Below are 24,828 nucleotides of genomic sequence, written 5' to 3' on the forward strand. Positions count from 1 at the left end.
AATAAGTTTTGGATGATGTTTAATAATTAAGTATTATTTAATTATATTTGAGTAATGAAAAACAAAACCAATCAAATAACTCTAACCTACATTCTCATCTCCATATTTATGGCCATTATTTGCCATAAATTATTACAAAATTACACCCACAATACTAATTACCAATATTATAACTTTATAAAAGATTTAGTATTTATTTCTTTGACAGGCATAGCTTACAAATATATTTTATCAAAAAACGACAATAGAAACATCGCTGTTTTTGAAAAATTAAAGAATACAAATGACGAAATTAAAGAATCGAATGAAAAATATGACATTGTAGCAAAAGCAACAAGTGATACTATTTGGGATTGGAAAATACAAGAAGACAATCTATCGTGGAATAAAGGAATTGAAAACGTTTTTGGCTATAAAGAAGATCAGGTAGGCGGTAGTTCAACATGGTGGTTTGATAAAATTCATCCCGAAGACAGCATTAAAATGTCGATAAAACTATACTCGTTTATAGAACAAAAAACAGAAAAATGGCAAGATCAATATCGATTTAGATGTGCAGACAACTCTTATAAATATGTCCTGGACAGAGGATTTCTTCTTAAGGACGAGGAGGGAAAAGCGATAAGAATGATTGGAGCAATACAGGATATAACAAAACAAAAAGAAGAAGAACAAAGACTTAAATTATTAGAAACCGTAATTACACAATCCAAAGACTCAATAATCATAACCGAAGCAAATTCTAACAATACCCGGATACCAAAAATAATTTATGTTAATCCCGCTTTTTCTATCATGTCCGGATATAAATCTGAGGAAGTCATTGGAAAAACTCCAAATCTTTTCAAAGGACCAAATTCTGACAAACAAGAATATAAAAAATTGATTACTGCTTTAAAAAATAAAGAAGAGTGCTTAATTGAGACTATCAGCTATAAAAAAAACAAAGAGGAATATTGGGTTCGTTTCTCTATGATCCCTATTTACAACTCAGAAAATGAACTTTCACATTGGATTTCAATACAAAGAGATGTTTCTAAAGAAAAGAAACAAGAAAAAGAAAAAGAGCAACTTATTAGAGAATTAACACAAAATAATAAGGACTTAAAACAGTTTTCCTATATTACTTCGCATAATCTTAGAGCCCCATTATCAAACCTCACCGGTCTTTTAAACCTAATTGAAGATATCCCTATAGAGAATCAGGAATTAAAGGAAATTTTAAACGGCTTTAATAAATCAACGCATTTATTGAACGAAACGATTAATGACTTAGTAAAAGTTATTATCATCAAAGACAATCCTTCGATCCAAAAAGAAGCCGTACTTTTAAAAGAAATATTTGAAAACGTTTTTAATCAATTAAGCTTTCAAATAGAACTGTACAAACCTATAATTAAACTTAATTTTGAAAAAGTTTCTGTTTTAAACACAAATAAAGCCTACATAGAAAGCATATTGTTAAATCTATTAACAAATGCTATAAAGTACAAATCTGAAAACAGAAAGCTTAAAATCACAATTAACGCTAATGAAGTTGATGATACTGTTTATCTAATATTCAAAGACAACGGAATAGGAATAGATTTAGAAAGAAATAGAGACAAAGTTTTTGGGCTTTACCAAAGATTCCATAATTATCCTGACAGCAAAGGACTGGGATTATACCTTGTGAAATCTCAGGTTGAAACTATGGGAGGAACTATTAGCATTGAAAGCGAGGTAAACAAAGGAACTACATTCACATTAACATTTAAAAACAAACAATAATGTTGGATCAAATTTTATGCGTTGATGACGACCCCATAACACTTATGTTATGCAAAAAAGTAATCATTAAAGCATCCTTTTCAAACGAAATAATCACTTCTCAAAATGGAGAAGAAGCACTTGATTACTTTAATAAACTAAAACATACTAACTCTGAAAGTGAATTAAAAAAACATCCTCAATTAATCTTTTTAGATTTAAATATGCCAGTAATGGGAGGATGGGAGTTTTTAGATATTTTTAATACTGATGATTATTCCGAATTCAACACCATAAAAGTGGTTGTTCTCTCCTCAACAATAGACCCTGAAGACTTAGAAAAAGCAAGATCATATCCTATGGTCATCGATTTTTTATCGAAGCCCATAACTACATCAATGCTTGAATACTTAAAAAACAAAATATAAAAATTATATGTCATAAAAAAAGCTCTCAATAAAATTGAGAGCTTTTTTTATAATTATTTTGAAAATTGTACTAATTACAATTTAGCAACATGTTTCGTTAATTTAGACTTTAAATTAGAAGCTTTATTATCATGAATGATATTTTTCTTAGCTAATTTATCAATCATAGATATTACACTTGATAATTTAGAAGTCGCATCTGTTTTATCAGTAGCTATTCTTAACGCTTTGATTGCATTACGAGTAGTTTTGTGTTGGTATCTATTTAATACTCTTCTCTTTTCGTTACTTCTAATTCTCTTTAGAGCTGATTTATGATTTGCCATTTTATTGCTTTTTTATCTTTTACTATTTTTTGTAGTCCGTAAGGGAATCGAACCCCTGTTACCAAGACGAAATCTTGGCGTCCTAACCCCTAGACGAACGGACCTTATCCTCCTAAGTTTTTATCAATCTAAATTGAAATGTAGCCCGTAGCGGAATCGAACCGCTCTTACATGGATGAAAACCATGCGTCCTAACCGATAGACGAACGGGCCATTTTCCCTCTAAGTTCGGGATGACTTTAAATCTGCAAAAAAAATGTAGCCCGTAGCGGAATCGAACCGCTCTTACATGGATGAAAACCATGCGTCCTAACCGATAGACGAACGGGCCCTGCTTCTCTAATGCGGATGCAAAAATACAACTATTTTTGAAACGCACAATAGTAGATGCTAAAAAATTTATTTTTTTTTAATAAGCCTTAGCAAACAGCACTCTTCCTTTGGAAATTTCACCAGTAAATACACAGCTTCCCGCCTCTTCTACCCTATCCAAAGGGATACATCTAATAGTGGCTTTAGTAAGATCTTTAATTTTTTCTTCGGTAGCTGCAGTTCCATCCCAATGAGCTGATACAAAGCCTCCTTTTGTGTCTAAAACTTGTTTAAACTCATCAAAACTATTTACTTCAGTAATATGCGTGTCGCGATAATTTAAAGCTTTATCAAACAAATCAATTTGAATTTGCTCTAATAAATCGCTGATATAAGTTACAATTCCATCTTTTGAAACAATTTCTTTAGTCAATGTATCTCTTCTTGCAACTTCAAAAGTACCATTCTCTAAATCTTTTGGACCAACAGCAATTCTAATAGGCACTCCTTTCAATTCATATTCATTGAATTTGAATCCTGGTTTTTGCGTAGTTCTATCATCATATTTAACCGCAATCTTTAATTTCTTCAATTGAGAAACTAAATCAGTAACTACAGTTGTTATTTCCTCTAATTGTTCATCCGTTTTGTGAATTGGAACAATTACCACCTGAATAGGCGCCAAACTTGGAGGTAAAACCAATCCTTTATCATCCGAATGTGTCATCACCAAAGCTCCCATTAATCGAGTAGAAACCCCCCACGAAGTTCCCCAAACGTGTTCTTGCTTTCCTTCGGCATTAGCAAATTTAACATCAAATGCTTTAGCAAAGTTTTGTCCTAAAAAGTGAGACGTTCCTGCCTGTAATGCTTTTCCATCTTGCATTAAAGCCTCTATACAATAGGTTTCCTCAGCCCCGGCAAAACGTTCTGTTTCAGTTTTAAAACCTTTAATTACCGGTATTGCCATAAAATTCTCTGCAAACTCAGCATATACATGCATCATTTTTTCAGATTCTTCAATAGCTTCCGCTTTCGTAGCATGAGCCGTGTGTCCTTCTTGCCATAAAAATTCTGCAGTTCGTAAAAACAATCTTGTTCTCATTTCCCATCGCACCACATTTGCCCATTGATTAATCAACAAAGGTAAATCTCTATAGGATTGCACCCATCCTTTGTATGTTGACCAAATAATAGCTTCACTAGTTGGACGAACGATTAATTCTTCTTCCAGTTTCGCATTAGGGTCCACCATAAGTTTCCCTGGTCTATCGGGATCGTTTTTTAATCTATAATGCGTTACAATAGCACATTCTTTTGCAAATCCTTCCGCATTTTTTTCTTCTGCCTCAAACATGCTTTTCGGAACAAATAAAGGAAAATAGGCATTTTGATGCCCCGTTTCTTTAAACATTCTGTCCAACTCAGCTTGCATTTTTTCCCATATTGCATAACCGTACGGTTTAATCACCATACAGCCTCTAACTCCTGAATTTTCGGCTAAATCGGCTTTTACAACCAACTCGTTATACCATTTTGAATAATCTTCTGATCTTGTAGTTAAGTTCTTACTCATATTGAATAGTTTGGCACAAATTTTGTTTTAATAATTTTAACTAAATAGTTCCGCAAAACTAACTATTTTTGTATTGTCCAACAATAAAAAACCCCATAGATATGAAAACTAGTACTTTTTCCCTTAAAAACGCATCAATTTATTATGTTGTTGGGTTTTTGAGTATTCTGTTAACCTCTTGTGGTTCTTACCAAAATAGTTCTTACTACGACGGGGATGGAATTTATGGAAATACCGCTAAAAAAACTATTGTGAGAGAGAATCAAGATACTCAAAATAATTACTACAAAAATTATTTTGGCTCTTTGCAGGACAACAATCAATCCGCGGATATTTTTACCGATGTGGATAATTACAGCAATTACAACACTGATAATGATAGCATTCAGCAAACCTATTCCAATTATGGCGGATGGGGAAGCAATTCCCATGAAACCATAATAAATGTATCGCCTAATCACTGGAGTCTTTCGTTAGGATATGGATTGGGTTATCCTTATTATGGCTACGGATATGGTTATTCTGGCTTCGGCTGGAACTACCCTTATTATGGTTATGGCTATTCTAGCTTCGGGTGGAACTATCCTTATTATGGTTGGGAATATCCTAGCTACGGTTGGAATTACCCTTATTATGGAGGAGGTTACTCATCTGGTTACTATAACAATTACTCATACAATCCAAGCAGAAGAGGTTCATCGTATTCTAACAGAGTGAACAGCAATAGAAATTATAGCACCAGAACTTCTAGGGATTATTCTCAAAACCCAACTAATAGTTATAGAGGAACAAACAATAGAAATTCTACTTATAATAGTACTAGAACAAGTCCTACTTTCACAAGAAATCAAAATCAGAATAATACTTTCAGTAATTCTAACCGAAGAACAAGCACAAACAGTTCTCGCAGCGAAAGCTATACTCCAACAAGATCTTATACACCTAGTAGTTCAAGAAGCGAAAGCAATTCTTCAACTTCAAGATCATATAGCCCAAGCTCAAATAATTCTAATAATAGTGGTGGCGGTGGAAGATCATCTGGCGGTGGAAGCGGAAGAAGATAACTTTTACGTCTATTTGAATAAAAAACTAAACCTTACCTGAAATAAAAATGAAAAAATATTTATTCCTACTATTAACAGGCTTCACTTTTAGTGCTGCACAATCACAAGAGACAACAGATGCGATCCGATATGTGCAGGACAATTTGAATGGCACAGCACGTTTTAGAGCTATGGGCGGAGCTTTTGGAGCATTAGGAGGTGATTTATCTTCTATTAATATAAATCCTGCAGGGGCTGCTGTTTTTTCAAATAATCAGATTGCGGTGACATTAAGCAGTTACAATACGAAAAACAATTCCAATTATTTTGGCTCTGAAACCACCGAGAAAGATAATTCCTTTGATTTAAATCAAGCTGGAGGTGTTTTTGTTTTTAACAACAGAAATTCAAATAGTAATTGGAAAAAGTTTTCAATGGGAGTGAATTATGACAATGTAAATAATTACAATAATTCTCTATTTTCTGCTGGAACGAATCCAAATAATTCAGTTGATAACTATTTTTTAAGTTATGCTGATGGAGTCCCCCTAAATGTATTGAAAAACTCAAGCTATGGAAATTTAGATCATGGAGCGCAACAAGCATATTTAGGATATTGGGGTTATATAATAAATTCAGCAGATGAGAATAACCCAAATAACACACAATATATTTCAAATGTTCCTGCAGGCGGAAATTATTATCATGAGAACACTTTTAGTTCTGATGGTTATAACGGCAAACTATCTTTTAATGCTGCAACCTCTTACAAAGACCAGTTGTATTTGGGAATAAACCTAAATTCTCATTTTACAGATTACAGACAATCTACCAGTTTTTATGAAGACAATAGTGCCCCATTAACTGATGAGTACACCGTAACAAGATTGCGTTTTGACAATGATTTATATACTTATGGAACTGGGTTTTCATTTCAAGTGGGCGCTATTGCAAAAGTCACTAATGAAGTTCGTTTAGGACTAGCCTACGAATCATCAACTTGGTATCACTTGAGTGATGAATTTTCTCAAAGATTAGTTGTAGTGAGCAGCGCAACAGGTGTTGATGACACGAATGATGTTGTTGATCCTCAAATTACAAATTACTACGCACCATACAAGTTACAAACACCAAGTAAACTGACAGGAAGTTTTGCTTATGTTTTTGGTAAATCAGGGCTGATAAGTATTGATTATGCCATGAAAGATTATAGCAACACTAAATTCAAACCTGAAAATGATTCTTATTTCAGTGATGTAAACAGCTATATGAATTCAGTTTTGGATAAAACCAACGAAGTAAGAGTGGGTGCTGAATATAAAATTGAGAAACTAAGCTTAAGAGCTGGATACCGTTACGAACAGAGTCCCTACAAAAACAAAACAACTGTTGGTAATTTGAAAGGATATTCAGGAGGTTTAGGTTATAATTTCGGTTCTACCAAAGTGGATTTATCGTATTCATCTTCGGAAAGAAATTCTCAGCAAGGTTTTTTTAGTCAAGGACTTACAGACGGTGCTAAAATAAATTCTATCAATAATACTATTACTATGACTTTATTGTTTGAATTGTAATTCACAAAAAAACACTATTAAAAATCCGTTTCGTTATTATGGAACGGATTTTTTTTAGCCCTGATTACTTCACTTAATTTTCATTTTCATTTGAGTTCAGTGAACTTCGTTTGCAGTGAAAATCCTCCCGATTTTTTTTCGGGAGATTGCAACGTATAGCAGGAATAGCTTCATAAAAAACATTGAAAAGAAATTGAAACAAGTTCAGTTTGAATAAAAAATTGTAATTTTGCAAAATTCCCAAATTATCGGGACTATAATGCTATGAGAACGAAGTCTTTAAAAAAGAATAAAATCAACGTAATCACTCTTGGGTGTTCGAAAAATGTATATGACAGTGAAGTGCTTATGGGACAGCTTCGCGCAAGCGGAAAAGACGTCACACACGAAGCTCCAGAAGCTGAAGAAGGAAATATTATTGTCATAAATACTTGTGGATTTATTGATAATGCTAAGGCAGAATCAGTAAACATGATTTTGGAATATGCCGATAAAAAAGAGAGAGGATTAGTAGACAAAGTTTTTGTTACGGGATGTTTATCAGAGCGTTACCGACCTGATTTAGAAAAAGAGATTCCAAATGTGGATCAATTTTTTGGTACTACGGAGTTGCCACAATTATTGAAAGCTTTAGGTGCCGATTATAAGCATGAATTACTGGGTGAGCGATTGACTACGACTCCAAAAAATTATGCGTATTTAAAAATTTCCGAAGGTTGCGACAGACCATGCAGTTTTTGCGCGATTCCATTAATGCGAGGAAAAAACGTTTCACAAACCATTGAAAAATTGGTAAAAGAAGCCGAAGGTTTAGCTAAAAATGGCGTGAAAGAATTGATTTTGATTGCTCAGGATTTGACTTATTATGGTCTGGATCTTTACAAAAAGAGAAATCTTGGTGAATTATTAGAAGCTTTGGTAAAAGTAGAAGGAATCGAATGGATTCGTTTGCACTACGCCTTCCCTACCGGTTTCCCAATGGACGTTCTGGAAATCATGAAGCGCGAGCCAAAAATTTGTAATTATATTGATATTCCGTTGCAACACATTTCAGATTCTATTTTGAAATCGATGCGTCGCGGAACAACTCAAGAGAAAACAACAAAATTATTGAAAGATTTCCGTGAAGCTGTTCCTGGAATGGCTATACGTACGACTTTGATTGTAGGTTACCCTGGAGAAACACAAGAAGATTTCAACATATTGAAAGATTTCGTTCAAGAAATGAAATTTGACAGAATGGGTTGTTTTTCTTATTCACACGAAGAAAATACGCATGCGTATTTATTGGAAGACGATGTTCCGGATACAGTAAAACAAGAACGTGCCAACGAAATTATGGAATTACAATCTCAAATTTCCTGGGATTTAAACCAAGAAAAAGTAGGTCAAACATTCAAATGTATCATCGACAGAAAAGAAGGTGGTCATTTTGTTGGACGCACTGAATTTGACAGTCCAGATGTAGATAACGAAGTTTTAATTGATGCTTCAAAGCATTATGTGAAAACTGGTGAATTTGTGATGATAAAAATTATCGAGGCTACAGAATTTGATTTGTATGGTGAGCCCGCTTAGATTTGTAATATAGTTTTTGAAAACCTTTTTAAAACATTTAATATGAAAATAGTTCAGTCATTATTAGTGAGCGCATTTATGTTATTATCTATTAATACCATTTCCGCACAATATGGAAATAGTGGCTATGGCGGAGGAGGTTATGGTAGAAACGGTTATGGAAGTGGTCGCATGAATAGTGGAATGGATCAAGGTAGAAGCCAGGAAAAACCAAAAGAAATTCCCGTTGAAGAAACTGTTGGTAAAATTATGGTCAGACTAAAACCAGCTCTAGTTCTTGACGAACTTCAGGAAATTGCTATTGCAAACATACTTACAGAAAGCATAAAACAACAAGGGGTTATATTAAAACAAGAAACGAATCAAAGCGATCAAATAAAAAATATCCAAATACTTTCTGAAAATACGGAAAGAAAGGTTGTGGAATTATTGAACGACGATCAAAAAGAAAAATACAAAATATTTTCTCAAGAAAGTAAAAATCCAAAAAAATCCAAAAAAAACAGATAATCCGTATTTTGGGACATAAAAATGCAATTTAAATATGAGAAAATCCTTTTACTGCCTGATTTCGGCTGTTATAATTACATCTTGCTCCACTAATCCTTACAAAGCCAGTGAGAAAGTATATGACAAAAAACTCAAAACATTAAAGGATCAGATTTCAACCAAAGAGTCACAGCCTTTGCCTTTTGTTACCGAAACCGCAATAAGTATCGACACTTTATACGCAAAACAATTGCATATTTTTAAAGATTCTATTTCAAAAATGGGGTCTACTCCTTTGCAAAATGGTATCAATACAGAATGGATAGGCACTGTAAATTTTAATTTGCGGAAGCCTAACTTTATAATTATCCATCATACCGCCCAAGATTCCCTACAACAAACTGTAAAAACGTTTACAAAAACTGAAACGCAGGTAAGTGCCCATTATGTAATTTCAGATAATGGCAAAGTGGTTCAAATGTTGAATGATTATCTAAGAGCTTGGCATGCCGGAACTGGTTCATGGGGAAAAAATACTGATATCAACTCGACATCTATAGGAATTGAACTGGATAATAACGGCACAGAGCCTTTTACTGAATTACAGATGAATAGTCTACTGGCACTATTGACTAAATTAAAAAAAGACTACAATATTCCTGCCCAAAACATCATTGGCCATTCCGATATTGCTCCAACCAGAAAAAAAGATCCAAGCGCTTTGTTCCCTTGGAAAATTTTAGCTGAAAAAGGATTTGGAATTTGGTCTGATGAAATATTAGAGACTGCTCCTCTCGATTTTAATGTTCAACAAGGATTGCAAATCATAGGATACGACACAAAGAATCTTTTGGCAGCCATTACAGCATTTAAATTGCATTATGTTCAATCTCAAGTTGATGACATAGTAGATGAAAACACTAAGAATATTATCTACTCTATATATAAGAAACAATAACTTATTGTTCCAAAGTAATAACAGCAAAGCGTCTTTTTGAATTGTTCAAAAAGACGCTTTGCTGTTATTAAACCCCTTTTCCAACAAACTTACTTTATAAAGACACTCTTATTATTCAATAATAAAAAGCTGCCAAAGCACTTAAAAGCTTCATGAAAGCAAAGCAATTTTTGCAAGACTAAAAAGCCGTTTTATTGTTAAACCCTTTATTAAACCAACTCATTATATAAAAATTTTAACTTATATTCAATAAAAAAAAGCTGCCAAAACACTTAAAAGTATCTTGACAGCAAAAAAAAAAATATTGTTTTTAAATTAGAATGTATAAGTTGTCGCAAGTAAAACATATGCGTTTGAACCTGTCGGAAGTGCATCGCTATCAGAGAAAACATCTACAGATGAACTATCATATCTAATCTCAGGAATAATAGTCAAGTTTCCTACTTTATAGTTTAATGATAAAGTATTTCCAAGTATATTTCCACCTATAGCATTTGCTGAAAGTGCATCTTTATCATCAAAATACTCTAATCTGTAAGCTAAGCTAACATTTTCTTTAACAGCGTAACTGGCATACCCTACTAATGAAAACCATTCTCCGTCTAAATTACTATCAAAATCATCCGCTACCATTGCATAAGTACCATTAAATCCTAAAGAGAATGCATCACTTAGTTTTTTAGAACCTACAAAATCAAATTGAGTTACGTTTTTATCAGAAACAGGATTAACACTGCCAGAAGTTACGTTAAAGTATGCACTTCCTGTATCTCCAACATATCCTAATTGACCGATAAACGTTTTTTGAGTAGAACCTGCATCAAGTGCTGATTTAAAATCGGTTGGATTAGTAACACCTGCCATGATACTGAACTTACCTGAAGTATATTGTGCTTTAACACCGGTATTAAAGAACGGTCCGTTAGTAAAAGCATAAGACATACTATAATTTTTGTTATCTACTGCATCTAATAATTCGTATCCAATATGCGTTCCAAAACTACCCGCTATCATTTTGAATTTATCCGAAAACTCATAAGTAAAGTTTAATTGCTTAATCATAAAAGTATTAGCGGCATCATTATAAGTAAATTCACTTGCTCTGCTTCCAAAACCTAAATCTACAAAAACAGATGCTTTACCCATTTTGTGTGAAGCTTCAATAGATGCCATTCCTAATTCAAATGAATTGTGAGAGCCAGTAAAACTTGTTAAACCATTGCCTTGTTGATTAGAAAAATCATATTTATAATACATATCTGCTGAACCTGCAAAAGTTGTAGCTGGTGCTGGTGTCGTTTCTTGTGCAAATGTCATGCCCGTCGTTAGCATTAATGCTAAAATTAGTCCTGCTTTTTTCATCTTTAAGTTTAGTTTTAATTATTAATTTGGTTTGGTTATTATTTTTTATCTATACTATTTGTTGTGTTTTTTTAAATCAAAAAACCTTTTTTACAGTTATTCATTTAGTAGGCAAAACCCTTTTTCCTGAGGCGAATTTATTAACTTTTATTTTACTTAAATAAATAATAATTACTTTTTTGACTCTTTTTGATAAGAATTATCGATAACAAAGAAACATTCGGAAATAATATATATTTCCATCTTTTTAATGATATATTTTAAAAATCTCATAATTCATTTATTTACATAACCCCTATTTTTTTACGTATTAAAACAAAAAACTATCTATTGTAAAAGACATTTTATCAATATTTTGAATACAAAAACACAAATACCCCACTAAAAAACGCATTGATTACTATTTTTAAATTTAATAGAAAAACAAACAACACTATTATTAACCTCGTTTTTTAATTAGAAATATAAGATCCTAAATAATAATGACAGGTTATTGTATCAATCCCGTTAAATAAAAAGAAGATTGCAAAAATACACAAACATATAAACACTTTGATACATTTGAAACCATTTTTAGATTTATTAAAAAAGGTCAATTATTAATTTTTTCAAAATATTAATATCCTAAAAAAAACCTTTTTCCGAAATATTTCTCTTTATCGAACCAAACAGATGTTAATTTTATTTTAAATTTAGCGAAGTAGTTTTGATTTCATTTGTTAAACTCTATTTTTGCCGTAATGAAGATAATCGCACAAATATTAATGTTTGTTTTTGTCGCTTTCCTTTTAACACCTACGATTGTTTGTGTCATAGAGAAAAGTGCCGATACTTCTATTTTCTATGGTTTTTCTGAGGAAGAACAAGCACACAAGCAGATTAAAGCAATTTTTCATTATAATACTATATATGAAGGAATCAAATCATCAAGACTAACTTCAAGTCTTATTCTGTCAGAGAATTTGTCCAAACACGATACAATTGCTTCTACTATATTCATTCCCCCACCCGAACAGGTTTAACACATCGTGGATTTTAATATTTTAAAATCTAATTCTCTCATTTTTGTAATGTGAGCAAGTCTTTTGTGTTTAATTTTTAGTAAGGTATTATGACAAAAAAAATCAATCTTTTTGCTAACCTTAAATCTGATTTTGCGTCTGGTTTAGTGGTTTTTTTGGTGGCGCTTCCATTGTGTTTAGGTATTGCGATGGCTTCTGGTGCACCGTTATTTTCGGGAATTATTTCTGGCGTTATTGGCGGGATAGTTGTAGGTTATTTGAGTAAATCACATTTAAGTGTCACCGGACCTGCAGCTGGTTTAACAGCTATTATTCTTACTGCAATTACTGATTTAGGTGCTTTTGATATTTTTTTAACCGCAGTTTTTATTGCAGGTTTAATCCAATTGGCATTGGGATTCATCAAAGCAGGAACTATTTCAAATTATTTCCCTACAAATGTTATTGAAGGAATGTTGGCCGGAATCGGAATTATTATAATTATGAAGCAACTGCCGCATGCTTTTGGCTACGACAGTGATTTTGAGGGCGATCAATCCTTTATGCAAACGGATGGAAGCAATATGTTTTCTGCATTATTCGGTATATTTGACTATGTTCAATTGGGCTCCATAATTATTACTGTAATCTCATTAATCATATTGATTGCTTGGGATAAGGTTCCTTTTTTGAAAAAATTAAAATTAATTCCGGGTGCACTTATAGCCGTTATCGTTGGTGTTGTTTTAAATGAAATTTTCACATCAACAGGAAGCTCTTTGGCTATAGCCAAAGAACATTTGGTTTCATTACCGGTTCCGAAGACTTTTGAAGAATTCAAACAAATTATAGTTACTCCTGATTTTTCTGGAATTACTAATCCTAAAGTCTGGATTGTAGGCTTGACGATTGCCATTGTTGCTTCAATAGAAACGCTATTGTGTATTGAAGCGTCTGATAGAATGGATGTTCAAAAGCGTTACACCGATACCAACGTAGAGTTAAAAGCACAGGGAATTGGAAATATTGTCAGCTCCCTTTTAGGTGGTTTACCAATGACTTCGGTTGTTGTTCGTTCCTCTGCGAATAACAATGCTGGTGCAAAATCAAAAATGTCTGCTATTATTCATGGCGTGTTGTTATTGGTAAGTGTTGTTACAATTCCACTAATCTTGAATAAAATCCCATTGGCTACATTAGCAGCCATATTACTATTAGTGGGATATAAACTGGCTAAACCATCAACATTCAAGCATTTTTGGAAAAAAGGAAAATACCAATTTGTGCCTTTTATCGCCACTTTATCAGCCGTTGTATTCACCGATTTATTAAAAGGTGTTGCTCTGGGGATTGTCATCAGTATTATATTTATTTTGAAAGGCAACCTTAAACGAGCGTACTATTTTAGAAAAGAAGAGTATGCAGATGGCGATGTCATTCATATCGATTTAGCACAAGAAGTTTCTTTTTTAAATAAAGCAGCAATCAAGTTAACATTAAATCATATTCCTGAAAATTCTAAAGTAATTATTAATGCACAGGATACGGTTTACATTGCCCATGATATTTTGGACTTAATCCATGAATTTAAAACCATAAAAGCTAAAGATGACAATATAAAAGTTAAGCTTAAAGGGTTTAAAAAAGCGTATCAGTTAGAAAATAGTGAGGAGACGACAAACAAAGTTACCGTTGAGCACTATTATGATGCTGCAAAAAGAAAAACAATTAAAAGAGAAATCGTCACTGAAGAATTTATGATTAAATCATAAATAACGAGCCTTTAATTAATCTCTTTTTTCATCTCAATTATTTTATTAAGTAAAAAAATTGATTTTAATAATTTTTAACAAAACAAAAAAATGAGCGATTTTTATAAAAAAATATTAGACAATAATAAAAAATGGGTTGAAACTTCTTTAGCCAGCGATCCAAATTATTTTGAAGATTTAGCTAAAGGCCAAACACCGCCATTATTATGGATTGGCTGTTCTGACAGTAGAGTTCCTGCTAATGAAATCGTAGGAGCAAAACCAGGAGAAGTATTCGTCCATAGAAACATAGCCAATATGGTAATCCATACTGACATGAATATGTTAAGTGTTCTGGATTACGCCGTGAATGTTTTAAAAGTAAAGCATGTACTTGTTTGTGGCCACTATGGTTGCGGAGGTATAAAAGCTGCGATGGGAAATGAATCTATCGGTATTATTGACAACTGGATTCGTCACATAAAAGACGTATACCGTTTGCATCATATTTATTTGGATTCCATTATTAATGAAACGGATCGTTTCAATAAGTTTGTGGAACTCAACGTAAAAGAACAGGTTTTTGATTTAGCCAAAACTTCTATTGTGCAATCTGCTTGGAAAAACGGACAGGACTTAACTTTACATGGTTGGGCTTACGGATTGAATTCGGGTTTCGTAACTGATTTGGATGTCAATATCAGTTCAGAAAAAGATTTGGACCAAGTTTATCAATTAAAATTCTAAAAGCAATCATTTGTACTTATTACTATTATAATTAGCAACAATTCTTCGTTTTAAGAAGTATTGCATCCATACTGGAAGAGGCTGTCTAAAAACATAGACAGCCTCTTTTTTATAAACTCTGATTTAGTTTCTTTAATACGTAAAAGTCACACCCGCTAATAAAAATTGTTTTCCAAATGGTTCCAAATTAGTTTTATTTGAAGCTGCATTATAAGTATAATTTAACCAAATTGGCATGGTAATACTTTCGCTTAATTGAATGTCTTTTGACACAGTGCATCCTAGGTTAACAAATGAGGGTTTATTATAATCAGCAAAAGTATAATATTCTGCTTTATTATTAAGAACAGCTCCCACAACAGGAGCGATATTTAATCCTAAGGGAGCTTCAAAATCATATCCAATTTCCATATAAGTAGTGAAATTTTGTTTTCCTTTTTCATCATTTTCATCTTTATATCTAAAATCATTTCCTGCAATTAAGGTGCTTAAAGTAAACCAAATTGGCACTCCTTTTTCAGAAAAATCAAACAGAAACTGCAAATCAATTGATTGTGATCCATCATTCCCAAAATTGAAAAAATCATTTGAAACGCCTTCTTGTTTGTCTGTAGATGGCCAATAATAATCCTGCAATGAAACAGTCAAATAATCTGTAATGGCATAATTAAAAATAAAATCTAACTCTTGGTACCCTTTTGAAGCTCCATTTGCATCATAATATTCTTTTTTGAAATTGTGTGTTGCCCAAAAACCCACAGAGAATTTATCACTCACATTATAATTTCCATACAATTGTGCTACAGGATATTTACCTCCCCAAGATTGTCCTCTCCAAATATATCGACTGGCAATATCGAGATTTATATCCCATTTTTTTTTAACTTTTACGGTGTCAATGGCATTTTCTTGTGCAAATAGTATGCTATTCGTCAACATTAATACAAAAATAAGTCCTGCTTTTTTCATGCTTGATTTTGGTTGTTAATTTTAAAATTCGATTTCTATTCTTAATTATAATTATTCGATGATTATCGATTTCATATTCATAAATTCTTTTATTCCAATGTCAGACAATTCTCTTCCGTAACCTGATTTTTTTATTCCTCCAAAAGGAATTCTGGAATCAGAACGCACCAATGCGTTTATAAAAACATTTCCTGCTTCAATTTTTCGTGCCAATCTATATGCATTTTCACGATCTTCGGTCCAAATTGCCGATGCCAATCCATATCTATGATTATTGGCTATCGCAACAGCATCATTTTCATCTTTAGCTCTAATTAGGGTTGCCAATGGACCAAAAATTTCTTCTTGAAAAGCAATATTATTGGAATCCACAAAATCAATTAATGTAGGTTGGAAATTGCAATCTTCACGCACCCCTCCTACCACTAATTTCGCACCTTGCTGCAACGATTTTTCTAATTGACGACTCAATTTTTCGGCCAAATCCAATCGAGCCAAAGGCCCCATATTGATTCCGCTCTTCAATGGATTTCCTTGCTGCAATGCATTAATTTTTTGGGCAAGAAGGCCTGCAAATTCATCGGCAACTTTTTCAGTAACAATAAAACGTTTGGCACAAATACAAGCCTGACCGGCATTAAGCATTCTGGATTGAGTGGCGATAGTAGCTGCTTTTTCAAGATTGGCATCATTCAAAACAATAAATGCATCCGAACCGCCCAACTCCATAACTGATTTTTTGATGTGCTTTCCAGCCAATGAAGCTACAGAAGAACCCGCCATTTCACTCCCTGTCAAAGTTACGCCACAGACAATATCCGAAGCGATTACACTTTCCACTTGTGTAATATCTATAGTTATTTGTTGAAAAACACCTTCTGGAAAACCAGCTTCCAAAAATGCACTTTCAATAGCTTTGGCACAGCCAATAACATTTGGTGCATGTTTCAAAAACGTCACATTACCCGCCATAATTGCCGGTGCGGCATAACGAAGTACTTGCCAAAAAGGGTAATTCCAAGGCATAATCGCAAAAACGGCTCCCATTGGGTCATAAACAGACAGGCTTCTGAAAGGCGTGTCATACTGCTGATCCTTCAGCATTTTTTCTGCATTCTCCGCATAAAAATCACAGTTTCCGGCTGATTTTTCCACTTCGCTAATTCCTTCAGATAGAATTTTACCCATTTCATTGGTAATGAGTAATCCCAACTCTTCTTTGTTTACTCTCAGAATATTAGCCAATTTTTTCATTTTATCAGCCCTCTCCTGAAAAGATGCATTCCGCCAATTCTTAAAAGCACTTTCTGATAATTTCAGTTTTTGATTCAATTGTGCATTCGTCAACACTTCGTGTTCTGCAATAATCGCTCTTGAAAATGGGTTTATTGATTTGAATATCATTTTATTTTTTGTTTAAAGTTTTTACTTTTGAACCATTAAGACAATAAGCTTATTAAGTTCAACAATAAATCGAATTTTGTTTAGCTGGTAACTGCGACTGAATACTGCGAGCTGAACACTTTTTTAATGGTTCTCGCTTAATTTAGTGTTTGGATCCAAAGGCCAATACATCAAAACCGAACAATTTCCGCTTCTAGGATCATCTAAATAATCGAATAATGGTTCCACCAGAATGAATCCGCATTTGGTTTGAGCCGTAACAGTTGGGTCTATGATTTCACCTTTGATTAATTTATCACAATATTCTGCAATTGTCATTTGACCTTTTACTTTGTCATAACCAATAGGCATCCCAGCTGTCATTTGTCCTTTGCAACCTAATGCCTTGGCCACATCCTGACGCGCATTATAAATTTCCCTTCCAACACCTTTTCCTTGGTAATCCGGATGAACAGAAACATCCAACCCATAAATCCATTCGGCTTTAGGATCGTGTGTTCCCAACCATAAATCATCCGAAATCTCTAAAAAAGTATGCTGCCCTTTGTGATAATTTTGACGTAGAGTTGTTGAAGAAGCAATTACTTTATCACCATCTAAAACGACAAACTGTCCTTCAGGAAAAATCTCCAAATGTTTTTTGTATTTTTCTTCAGTAATTAATTCTTCAGCAGACAAAGTAGGAAAAACTATTTCTTGCAATTTCGCTTGTTGTTTTGCATGTTCCGGTAAAGGAGTTTGTAAAGTGTATTTCCCTAAAATTTCTTTTTTCATAAATTGACGACTCCTTTGAATACTAATAAAGTTATAAAAAGATTGGCGCTAAATTAAGAGAATTAGAATTATACGCCTTATCGTTGGGGGGAAATATTTTTTATTGTTCCTAAAATGATTAAAATGAAGAACAAATTGAGTACGGTTTAGCTATTATTTCACAAGCAATGAGTATTGCAGATGAATATATGATTCAAAATAACTTATGTTTTGTACTGAAAAATGGGCTTATTTATTAGACAAAAAATCTAAAAAAACAGTTGCCAGTACTAAATTTCGGATTTTCAATATTGTCCCATCCTGAAATATCGATACACAAAAAACATCGTTATGGAAGAAACCACACATTATACTTATGCAAATAGTCTCGAATCTTTATTCCTGATTCTTTAAGATCTTCCACTTTCCAATTCCCCTCTGACTTAGCTGATTTTTCGTTTGGCAATTGGTGGTGGAATCGCTGCGATTATTAAGCCTAAAAATTAATTTTGGAAAATTATATTGAAAAAAAGAGTAAAAGTTAACTTTCACCCTTTTTATTGTCCCAAAATCCCTTCAATCTCCAATAATTCGGCTGCGGAAAAATCCAGATTCTGTAAACTGTCAATATTATTATTTAATTGACCAACAGAACTGGCGCCAATCAAAACCGAAGTAATTCGGTTGTCTTTTAATAACCAAGCCAAAGCCATTTGTGCCAAAGACTGATTTCGTCCTTTCGCTATTTCGTTCAACGCTATAATCTTTTGCACTTTTGCTTCAGAAACTTCTTCTAATTGCAAATGTCCATTTGGATTCGAAGCTCTTGAATTTTCCGGAATTCCTTTCAGGTATTTATCCGTTAAAAGTCCTTGTGCCAAAGGCGAAAAAGCAATACATCCCACTCCTTTTTCTTCCAGAACGTCCAGTAAACCCTCTTCTGGTTCTCTAACAAACATCGAGTATTTTACTTGATGAATCAGGCAAGGTGTTCCTAATCGTTTTAGGATTTCGGTGGCTTCTCTGGTTTGTTCCGCATTATAATTAGAAATTCCAGCATACAACGCTTTCCCGCTTCGCACGGCATAATCCAAAGCCATCATGGTTTCTTCCAAAGGCGTTTCAGGATCAAAACGATGCGAATAAAAAATATCCACATAATCCAAATTCATTCGCTTCAAACTCTGGTCTAAACTCGATAATAAATATTTACGGGAACCCCAGTCGCCATAAGGACCATTCCACATGGTGTAACCGGCTTTGGTCGTAATTACGATTTCATCGCGTAGGTTTCCCTGAAAATTATTCTTCAGGATTTTGCCAAAATTGGTCTCTGCAGAACCCGGAACCGGACCGTAATTGTTAGCCAAATCAAAATGGGTAATTCCCTTATCAAAAGCTGCTTTTACAATGTTTTCTCCATTTTCAAAACTATCCACCGAACCGAAGTTATGCCATAATCCTAAAGAAATTTGCGGTAATAACAAACCGCTTTTTCCACATCTGTTGTATTTCATTTATTTGTTTTTTTTAATCAAATTCTAATTTAGGTGTTTTAATCAGTTGCGAAAGATAGTAAAATGTCAATTAGTAATAAAAAAACACCAACCAGTGTTTTAATAAATCAAAGAAAGACAAGACGTGAACTTCCCTGATTAAAAAAATTTCTCCTTTTACGGAAAACCGTAAAGAATGTTTAAAAAAGTGACTGTAATTTGTAAACTAACAAAATCATGTTAATAAGATAATTCTTAAGTAAGGATTGTTTTAGTTATTTTTACGGGAAACAGATATATTTTATTAGTAGCCAATTTGACAAAAATGACATGAAAAAAAAACTTACCTCTTTTCTAATCTTAATTATATTAAATTTAAGTATGAATGCACAAGAAAACAATCCATCCATCATTCTAAATGCTGACCAATTAGCCATTACAGTTGTAAACCTTAGAAAAACAAATAAATATAAATGATATAACTGGAACAGGTAGTTTTATTGAAAAAGACCATAAATTATATATTGTTACTGCGACACATGTTTCAAAAGTAATGGATTCAACTGCTTATGTCATAATTCAAGGAGAAAACAATAAACCCATTAAATTAGATTTAAAGCAGCTTGCAAATCCAATTAAATGGATTGATCATAAAGAAGCAGACTTGTCTATTTTAGAATTGAATCCTTCAAAAGAGCTAATATCAAAATATCTTCAGCAAAGATTTATACCATATGAAATGATTGATACAACTCCAAAATCAATATCTAGAAATACTCAATTAACAATAATAGGATTCCCTTTAGGTCTAGGTATACTAGGCTATTTTTCGCCCTTAACGTATAGGACTTTTCCCTCAAGTGGTTTACTTACATTAAATAGGTTTGACATTAAAACACCCCAAACATTTATAATATTAGAGAATCCAAGTACTGAAGGATACAGTGGCGGTCCTGTGTATGATTTATCTATAATAGAATCTGGAGTTATGAAGTTGACAGGAAACGGAACAAAACTACTTGGTTTTATACACGGAACACTAGCTGATGGAACTGGAGGTAAACTGACCGCATTAACACCCGCATTTTATCTTTCAGATTTAATAAAATAAGTATAATAACATTTTTATAAATTTACATGGAAAATTATTATTTCGAAGTTTATTGAAAAAAACTTCTTTTTAAGATTTCTTAATTACTAACAACAGAAAAAGCTCTAATCATATAACTAAAAACCACCTAAATCATCAGGTGGTTTTTCAATTCTTATAAAAAACTACAAAGGAATATTCCCGTGTTTTCTATTAGGAGTAACACTTACTTTGTTTTCCAACATACTAAACGCTTTTATCAATTTGCGTCGGGTGTCTTGCGGGAGGATTACCTCATCCACAAAACCACGTTGCGCTGCGGTGTACGGATTGGCAAACAAATCGGCATATTCTGCTTCTTTTTCCAACAGTTTTGCTTCATGGTCTTCGGCTTCGTTAATTTCTTTCTTGAAGATAATTTCAGAGGCGCCTTTGGCTCCCATAACGGCAATTTCGGCAGTTGGCCAGGCAAAATTCATGTCGGCACCAATGTGTTTCGAGTTCATCACATCATACGCGCCACCATAGGCTTTACGGGTAATCACGGTCACTCTCGGCACGGTCGCTTCGCTCAGGGCATATAACAATTTAGCACCGTGCACGATAATCCCGTTCCACTCTTGGTCGGTTCCCGGTAAAAAGCCAGGTACGTCCACTAAAACCAATAGCGGAATATTAAAACAATCGCAAAAACGAGTAAATCGAGCCGCTTTTTTCGAACTGTTCACATCAAGACAACCGGCTAAAATCATCGGTTGGTTGGCTATAATCCCAATGCTTTTTCCTCCCAATCGGGCAAAACCCACGAGAATATTTTCGGCATAATTTTTATGAATTTCAAAAAACGAATCTTCGTCAATAATTCCACCGATGACTTCGTGCATATCGTACGGTTTGTTGGGATTATCCGGAATAATAGTTGCTAATTTAGTACGTACCTCATCATTCAGTTCGTACCGTAAATTACGGGGCGTTTCTTTATTGCTTTGTGGCAAATAACTCAACAAACGTTTCAAATCTTCCAGACATTCCACATCATTTGCTGACGTGCAATGCGCCACACCAGATTTGGTAGAATGCGTACTCGCCCCACCCAATTCCTCCGAAGTCACGGTTTCATTGGTCACGGTTTTCACCACATTCGGTCCCGTTACAAACATATAACTGGTGTCTTCGACCATCATCGTAAAATCAGTCATAGCAGGAGAATAAACGGCTCCACCTGCACAAGGCCCCATAATAGCTGAAATTTGCGGAATTACTCCCGAAGCTTGTACGTTTCGGTAAAAAATATCGGCATAACCGCCCAAAGAACGAACACCTTCCTGAATACGTGCTCCACCAGAATCATTCAGTCCAATCATTGGTGCTCCCATTTTGACTGCCATATCCATGACTTTACAGATTTTTTCGGCATGTGTTTCGGATAACGAACCGCCAAAAACGGTAAAATCCTGAGCAAAAATATAAACCAATCGTTCGTTTATGGTTCCGTATCCTGTAATGACTCCGTCACCATAATACAGCTCTTTTTCCATTCCAAAATCAGATGTTCGGTGCGTTACCAACATCCCAATTTCTTCAAAAGAACCTTCATCCATCAAATAATTGACGCGTTCTCTTGCAGTCAGTTTTTTATTGGAATGCTGTTTTGCAATTCTGTTTTTACCGCCACCCAAATGAGCTTCGGCAATTTTATCGTTTAGTGTTTTTATTTTGTCTTGCATACTATTCTTTTTTTACCGCTAATTTTTAGTAACCTTCTTGTGTCTATTGAGCTGTTTATTATTTATTAAAAATTCTTAATGAACGGAATAAAAACCATTTTATATCAAGGCATTCGCTTTTAAGAATTTTCATTACGAGTTTGTAAAATCTGCTAAATCAGCGTGCCTATTTTTTCACGCAGATTTAGCAGATTTACGCAAATTCAAAGTGAAAAACATTAAAACATAACTTTTCTTACAGATTAAGAAATAGTTCATTTTAAAAGTGAATACCCCGATTTTATATAAAGGCATTAAGAAAATTAAGACTTAATTCCTTAATGGTTCAAATAATTTTTTCATTCGGTAAGCGTACGATTTTTTGATCTTCAAAATACTGTTTCAACGCTACCAAAGCAGCGATTTCGGCTTCTTGCGCCATTTGGTTTTTCAATACATCGGCATTGTAATAGTTCTTTACGAAATGCGTGTCAAATTTCCCGGAACGAAACGCCTCGTGTTCAAAAACAAATTTCCCAAAAGGCAAGGTCGTCTGCACACCTTCCACCTGATAATCTTCGATGGCTTTGAGCATAATTTGAATCGCCTCTTCACGGGTTTCGCCATAGGTGATTAATTTGGCCAACATGGGATCGTAATAAATCGGAATATCCATGCCTTGTTCAAAACCGTTATCCACACGAACACCTTCGCCTTCTGGCAATTGATACACATCCAAATGACCCACACTTGGTAGAAAATCATTCATCGGATCCTCGGCATACACACGCAATTCCATGGCGTGCCCTTTTATTTTCAAATGGTCTTGCTTGATTGTCAATGCTTCTCCTCTTGCCACTCTGATTTGCAATTCGACTAAATCGGTTCCTGTAATCCATTCCGTAACGGGATGTTCCACTTGCAAACGGGTGTTCATCTCCAAGAAGTAAAAATTATTGTTTTCGTCCAATAAAAATTCGACTGTTCCGGCTCCTAAATAATCACAGGATTTAGCTACCAAAACGGCAGCTTCTCCCATTTTTTTACGCAATTCCGGTGTTAAAACCGAAGAAGGCGCTTCTTCTATCACTTTTTGGTGACGACGCTGGATGCTGCATTCTCTTTCGAATAAATACAACACATTACCATGACTATCCGCCATAACTTGAATTTCAATATGTCTTGGCGAGCCTACATATTTTTCGATAAAAACGGAACCATCTCCAAAAGCAGAAATTGCTTCACTAATCGCTCTATCCATTTGGGATTCAAAATCCGCTTCACTTTCTACCACACGCATTCCCTTTCCACCGCCACCTGCTGAAGCTTTAATTAAAATGGGAAAACCAATTTCTTTGGCAACGACTTTTGCTTTTTCTACATCAGTTATGGCTTCGTCAAAACCGGGAACCATTGGGATATTGTATTGCTTAACGGCATCTTTGGCCGCTAATTTACTTCCCATGATTTTTATCGCTTTCGACTTGGGACCTATAAAGATGATGTCATTTTTTTCTGCTTCTTCGGCAAAATCAGCATTTTCACTTAAAAATCCATAACCGGGATGAATCGCATCCACGTTTAAAGATTTGGCCACTTCAATGATTTTACTACCTAACAAATAGGACTGGCTCGAAGGTGCTTCTCCAATCCAAACGGCTTCATCAGCAAATTTTACGTGAGGTGCATTTCTGTCGGCAGTTGAATATACTGCCACGGTTTTAATACCCATTTTTTGTGCGGTTTTCATCACCCTAATGGCAATTTCCCCTCTATTGGCAACTAATAATTTTTTCATATTTAATAAGACTAAAAGAATAAAGACCGTTTCACTGCTAGAACAAAGAGGCGAAAATTCTTGTTTATTTATCTATTTTCTATACTCTATTATCTTTTTTCTCTATTCGAATTCAATTAATAACTGTCCTTTATCTACTGCATCTCCCATCATTACCGAAATCGTTTTGATAACGCCGTCACGAGGAGAAAGAAAACTGTTTTCCATTTTCATGGCACCCAAAATAATTAGGTTGTCGTTCTCTTTTACAGTTTGCCCTACTACCACACTGATTTCTAAAATCAATCCGGGCATCGGTGCTTTGATAAAATTGACTTGTTTGGTAAGCCCCACTTCGAAACCCATTTCTTTGATAAGAATATCCAAAGAATTTGAAATTGCCACAACGTAGGTGTTGTTATTCACCTTTATCGTATAGCTTTTTTGAAGAAAATCAGAAGTTAGGATTTCCGCTTTATAAGGGGTATTTTGATGTAGTATATGAAATTTATTAGCTTCCACACTAACTGCATCCAGTTGCGAAATACTTTCCTTTTCTATATCAAAATGAAAAGTATCATTTACATTCACTTTATAACCAATACTCATACGTGTATTTATTTAATTGGTTGTAAAAATAAGTAAAGAAAACGTTTTCGTAATCGAAAAATAAAAGTTTTATGCTAATTTGATATCGTTATATAAAAATAAATAGTAAGACTTACTTAAATAAAAAAAA

General features: G+C 33.9%; 21 protein-coding genes and 3 tRNA genes. 11 read left to right on the forward strand and 13 right to left on the reverse strand.

Annotated features, from left to right (window positions below):
* Window positions 1-54 precede the first annotated feature (54 nt).
* On the forward strand, window positions 55-1,770 hold the full coding sequence (locus FNW38_RS07645; RefSeq protein ID WP_143386742.1) for a PAS domain-containing sensor histidine kinase: 1,716 nt from the start codon (window positions 55-57) through the stop codon (window positions 1,768-1,770).
* Window positions 1,770-2,177, forward strand: a complete 408-nt coding sequence (locus FNW38_RS07650) for a response regulator (protein ID WP_143386743.1) — start codon at window positions 1,770-1,772, stop codon at window positions 2,175-2,177. Before FNW38_RS07645 ends, FNW38_RS07650 begins: the two co-directional genes overlap by 1 nt.
* 74 nt (window positions 2,178-2,251) lie before the next feature.
* On the opposite strand, the gene rpsT is transcribed toward FNW38_RS07650, so the two are convergent.
* From rpsT to proS, 5 genes are all read right to left on the reverse strand, one after another.
* Window positions 2,252-2,503, reverse strand: a complete 252-nt coding sequence (gene rpsT / locus FNW38_RS07655; RefSeq protein ID WP_035673520.1) for a 30S ribosomal protein S20 — start codon at window positions 2,501-2,503, stop codon at window positions 2,252-2,254.
* A gap of 32 nt (window positions 2,504-2,535) precedes the next feature.
* Window positions 2,536-2,607, reverse strand: a tRNA-Glu gene (locus tag FNW38_RS07660).
* A gap of 37 nt (window positions 2,608-2,644) precedes the next feature.
* Window positions 2,645-2,716: transfer RNA gene (locus FNW38_RS07665), tRNA-Glu, on the reverse strand.
* 46 nt (window positions 2,717-2,762) lie between these two features.
* Window positions 2,763-2,834, reverse strand: a tRNA-Glu gene (locus FNW38_RS07670).
* A gap of 78 nt (window positions 2,835-2,912) precedes the next feature.
* Complete coding sequence (gene proS / locus FNW38_RS07675; protein ID WP_143386744.1) at window positions 2,913-4,391, reverse strand: proline--tRNA ligase; 1,479 nt, start codon at window positions 4,389-4,391, stop codon at window positions 2,913-2,915.
* A gap of 101 nt (window positions 4,392-4,492) precedes the next feature.
* Between proS and FNW38_RS07680 the strand changes: the two genes are divergently transcribed.
* From FNW38_RS07680 to FNW38_RS07700, 5 genes are all read left to right on the forward strand, one after another.
* Window positions 4,493-5,455 carry a hypothetical protein gene (locus FNW38_RS07680; protein ID WP_143386745.1) on the forward strand — a complete coding sequence of 321 codons (963 nt, stop codon included), beginning with the start codon at window positions 4,493-4,495 and terminating at the stop codon, window positions 5,453-5,455.
* A 47-nt stretch (window positions 5,456-5,502) separates the two neighbouring features.
* On the forward strand, window positions 5,503-7,008 hold the full coding sequence (locus tag FNW38_RS07685) for an OmpP1/FadL family transporter (protein WP_143386746.1): 1,506 nt from the start codon (window positions 5,503-5,505) through the stop codon (window positions 7,006-7,008).
* A gap of 264 nt (window positions 7,009-7,272) precedes the next feature.
* Entirely contained in the window at window positions 7,273-8,586 is a 1,314-nt protein-coding gene (rimO, locus tag FNW38_RS07690) for a 30S ribosomal protein S12 methylthiotransferase RimO (protein WP_143386747.1), read from the forward strand.
* Window positions 8,587-8,628: 42 nt separating this feature from the next.
* On the forward strand, window positions 8,629-9,096 hold the full coding sequence (locus FNW38_RS07695; protein ID WP_143386748.1) for a hypothetical protein: 468 nt from the start codon (window positions 8,629-8,631) through the stop codon (window positions 9,094-9,096).
* A gap of 34 nt (window positions 9,097-9,130) precedes the next feature.
* On the forward strand, window positions 9,131-10,033 hold the full coding sequence (locus FNW38_RS07700) for an N-acetylmuramoyl-L-alanine amidase (protein ID WP_143386749.1): 903 nt from the start codon (window positions 9,131-9,133) through the stop codon (window positions 10,031-10,033).
* A 315-nt stretch (window positions 10,034-10,348) separates the two neighbouring features.
* On the opposite strand, the gene FNW38_RS07705 is transcribed toward FNW38_RS07700, so the two are convergent.
* Complete coding sequence (locus FNW38_RS07705; protein WP_143386750.1) at window positions 10,349-11,395, reverse strand: outer membrane beta-barrel protein; 1,047 nt, start codon at window positions 11,393-11,395, stop codon at window positions 10,349-10,351.
* Window positions 11,396-12,135: 740 nt separating this feature from the next.
* Between FNW38_RS07705 and FNW38_RS07710 the strand changes: the two genes are divergently transcribed.
* The 3 genes from FNW38_RS07710 to can all read left to right on the forward strand — a co-directional run bounded on the left by FNW38_RS07710 (window position 12,136) and on the right by can (window position 14,894).
* Window positions 12,136-12,417: a hypothetical protein gene (locus FNW38_RS07710; protein ID WP_143386751.1), complete on the forward strand. Its 282-nt coding sequence runs from the start codon at window positions 12,136-12,138 to the stop codon at window positions 12,415-12,417.
* Window positions 12,418-12,506: 89 nt separating this feature from the next.
* Complete coding sequence (locus FNW38_RS07715; RefSeq protein WP_143386752.1) at window positions 12,507-14,168, forward strand: SulP family inorganic anion transporter; 1,662 nt, start codon at window positions 12,507-12,509, stop codon at window positions 14,166-14,168.
* Window positions 14,169-14,258: 90 nt separating this feature from the next.
* Window positions 14,259-14,894, forward strand: a complete 636-nt coding sequence (gene can / locus FNW38_RS07720) for a carbonate dehydratase (protein ID WP_143386753.1) — start codon at window positions 14,259-14,261, stop codon at window positions 14,892-14,894.
* Window positions 14,895-15,026: 132 nt separating this feature from the next.
* Here can and FNW38_RS07725 read toward each other — a convergent pair whose 3' ends face one another.
* The 4 genes from FNW38_RS07725 to FNW38_RS07740 all read right to left on the reverse strand — a co-directional run bounded on the left by FNW38_RS07725 (window position 15,027) and on the right by FNW38_RS07740 (window position 19,537).
* Complete coding sequence (locus FNW38_RS07725; RefSeq protein ID WP_144064545.1) at window positions 15,027-15,863, reverse strand: hypothetical protein; 837 nt, start codon at window positions 15,861-15,863, stop codon at window positions 15,027-15,029.
* A 51-nt stretch (window positions 15,864-15,914) separates the two neighbouring features.
* Complete coding sequence (locus FNW38_RS07730) at window positions 15,915-17,267, reverse strand: NAD-dependent succinate-semialdehyde dehydrogenase (protein ID WP_144064544.1); 1,353 nt, start codon at window positions 17,265-17,267, stop codon at window positions 15,915-15,917.
* 123 nt (window positions 17,268-17,390) lie between these two features.
* Window positions 17,391-18,041, reverse strand: a complete 651-nt coding sequence (locus tag FNW38_RS07735) for a GNAT family N-acetyltransferase (protein ID WP_144064543.1) — start codon at window positions 18,039-18,041, stop codon at window positions 17,391-17,393.
* A 536-nt stretch (window positions 18,042-18,577) separates the two neighbouring features.
* Window positions 18,578-19,537 carry an aldo/keto reductase gene (locus FNW38_RS07740; RefSeq protein ID WP_143386757.1) on the reverse strand — a complete coding sequence of 320 codons (960 nt, stop codon included), beginning with the start codon at window positions 19,535-19,537 and terminating at the stop codon, window positions 18,578-18,580.
* A gap of 457 nt (window positions 19,538-19,994) precedes the next feature.
* Here FNW38_RS07740 and FNW38_RS07745 point away from each other — a divergent pair, with 457 nt between their 5' ends.
* Complete coding sequence (locus tag FNW38_RS07745; protein WP_262710401.1) at window positions 19,995-20,627, forward strand: serine protease; 633 nt, start codon at window positions 19,995-19,997, stop codon at window positions 20,625-20,627.
* 164 nt (window positions 20,628-20,791) lie between these two features.
* Here the strand turns inward: FNW38_RS07745 and FNW38_RS07750 are convergent, their stop codons facing one another.
* The 3 genes from FNW38_RS07750 to FNW38_RS07760 all read right to left on the reverse strand — a co-directional run bounded on the left by FNW38_RS07750 (window position 20,792) and on the right by FNW38_RS07760 (window position 24,698).
* Window positions 20,792-22,333 carry an acyl-CoA carboxylase subunit beta gene (locus FNW38_RS07750; RefSeq protein WP_143386759.1) on the reverse strand — a complete coding sequence of 514 codons (1,542 nt, stop codon included), beginning with the start codon at window positions 22,331-22,333 and terminating at the stop codon, window positions 20,792-20,794.
* 325 nt (window positions 22,334-22,658) lie between these two features.
* Window positions 22,659-24,110, reverse strand: a complete 1,452-nt coding sequence (gene accC / locus FNW38_RS07755; RefSeq protein ID WP_143386760.1) for an acetyl-CoA carboxylase biotin carboxylase subunit — start codon at window positions 24,108-24,110, stop codon at window positions 22,659-22,661.
* 102 nt (window positions 24,111-24,212) lie between these two features.
* Window positions 24,213-24,698 carry an acetyl-CoA carboxylase biotin carboxyl carrier protein subunit gene (locus tag FNW38_RS07760; protein WP_143386761.1) on the reverse strand — a complete coding sequence of 162 codons (486 nt, stop codon included), beginning with the start codon at window positions 24,696-24,698 and terminating at the stop codon, window positions 24,213-24,215.
* Between the last annotated feature and the right edge of the window lie 130 nt (window positions 24,699-24,828).

Origin of the sequence: Flavobacterium gawalongense (genome assembly GCF_007097265.1) — a bacterium.
Lineage (GTDB): Bacteria > Bacteroidota > Bacteroidia > Flavobacteriales > Flavobacteriaceae > Flavobacterium > Flavobacterium gawalongense.

Bases quoted from the DNA above. Each gene is read 5' to 3' on its own strand.
- FNW38_RS07645 (WP_143386742.1), top strand. From the start codon at position 55: ATGAAAAACAAAACCAATCAAATAACTCTAACCTACATTCTCATCTCC.
- FNW38_RS07650 (WP_143386743.1), top strand. From the start codon at position 1,770: ATGTTGGATCAAATTTTATGCGTTGATGACGACCCCATAACACTTATG.
- rpsT (WP_035673520.1), bottom strand. From the start codon at position 2,503: ATGGCAAATCATAAATCAGCTCTAAAGAGAATTAGAAGTAACGAAAAG.
- proS (WP_143386744.1), bottom strand. From the start codon at position 4,391: ATGAGTAAGAACTTAACTACAAGATCAGAAGATTATTCAAAATGGTAT.
- FNW38_RS07680 (WP_143386745.1), top strand. From the start codon at position 4,493: ATGAAAACTAGTACTTTTTCCCTTAAAAACGCATCAATTTATTATGTT.
- FNW38_RS07685 (WP_143386746.1), top strand. From the start codon at position 5,503: ATGAAAAAATATTTATTCCTACTATTAACAGGCTTCACTTTTAGTGCT.
- rimO (WP_143386747.1), top strand. From the start codon at position 7,273: ATGAGAACGAAGTCTTTAAAAAAGAATAAAATCAACGTAATCACTCTT.
- FNW38_RS07695 (WP_143386748.1), top strand. From the start codon at position 8,629: ATGAAAATAGTTCAGTCATTATTAGTGAGCGCATTTATGTTATTATCT.
- FNW38_RS07700 (WP_143386749.1), top strand. From the start codon at position 9,131: ATGAGAAAATCCTTTTACTGCCTGATTTCGGCTGTTATAATTACATCT.
- FNW38_RS07705 (WP_143386750.1), bottom strand. From the start codon at position 11,395: ATGAAAAAAGCAGGACTAATTTTAGCATTAATGCTAACGACGGGCATG.
- FNW38_RS07710 (WP_143386751.1), top strand. From the start codon at position 12,136: ATGAAGATAATCGCACAAATATTAATGTTTGTTTTTGTCGCTTTCCTT.
- FNW38_RS07715 (WP_143386752.1), top strand. From the start codon at position 12,507: ATGACAAAAAAAATCAATCTTTTTGCTAACCTTAAATCTGATTTTGCG.
- can (WP_143386753.1), top strand. From the start codon at position 14,259: ATGAGCGATTTTTATAAAAAAATATTAGACAATAATAAAAAATGGGTT.
- FNW38_RS07725 (WP_144064545.1), bottom strand. From the start codon at position 15,863: ATGAAAAAAGCAGGACTTATTTTTGTATTAATGTTGACGAATAGCATA.
- FNW38_RS07730 (WP_144064544.1), bottom strand. From the start codon at position 17,267: ATGATATTCAAATCAATAAACCCATTTTCAAGAGCGATTATTGCAGAA.
- FNW38_RS07735 (WP_144064543.1), bottom strand. From the start codon at position 18,041: ATGAAAAAAGAAATTTTAGGGAAATACACTTTACAAACTCCTTTACCG.
- FNW38_RS07740 (WP_143386757.1), bottom strand. From the start codon at position 19,537: ATGAAATACAACAGATGTGGAAAAAGCGGTTTGTTATTACCGCAAATT.
- FNW38_RS07750 (WP_143386759.1), bottom strand. From the start codon at position 22,333: ATGCAAGACAAAATAAAAACACTAAACGATAAAATTGCCGAAGCTCAT.
- accC (WP_143386760.1), bottom strand. From the start codon at position 24,110: ATGAAAAAATTATTAGTTGCCAATAGAGGGGAAATTGCCATTAGGGTG.
- FNW38_RS07760 (WP_143386761.1), bottom strand. From the start codon at position 24,698: ATGAGTATTGGTTATAAAGTGAATGTAAATGATACTTTTCATTTTGAT.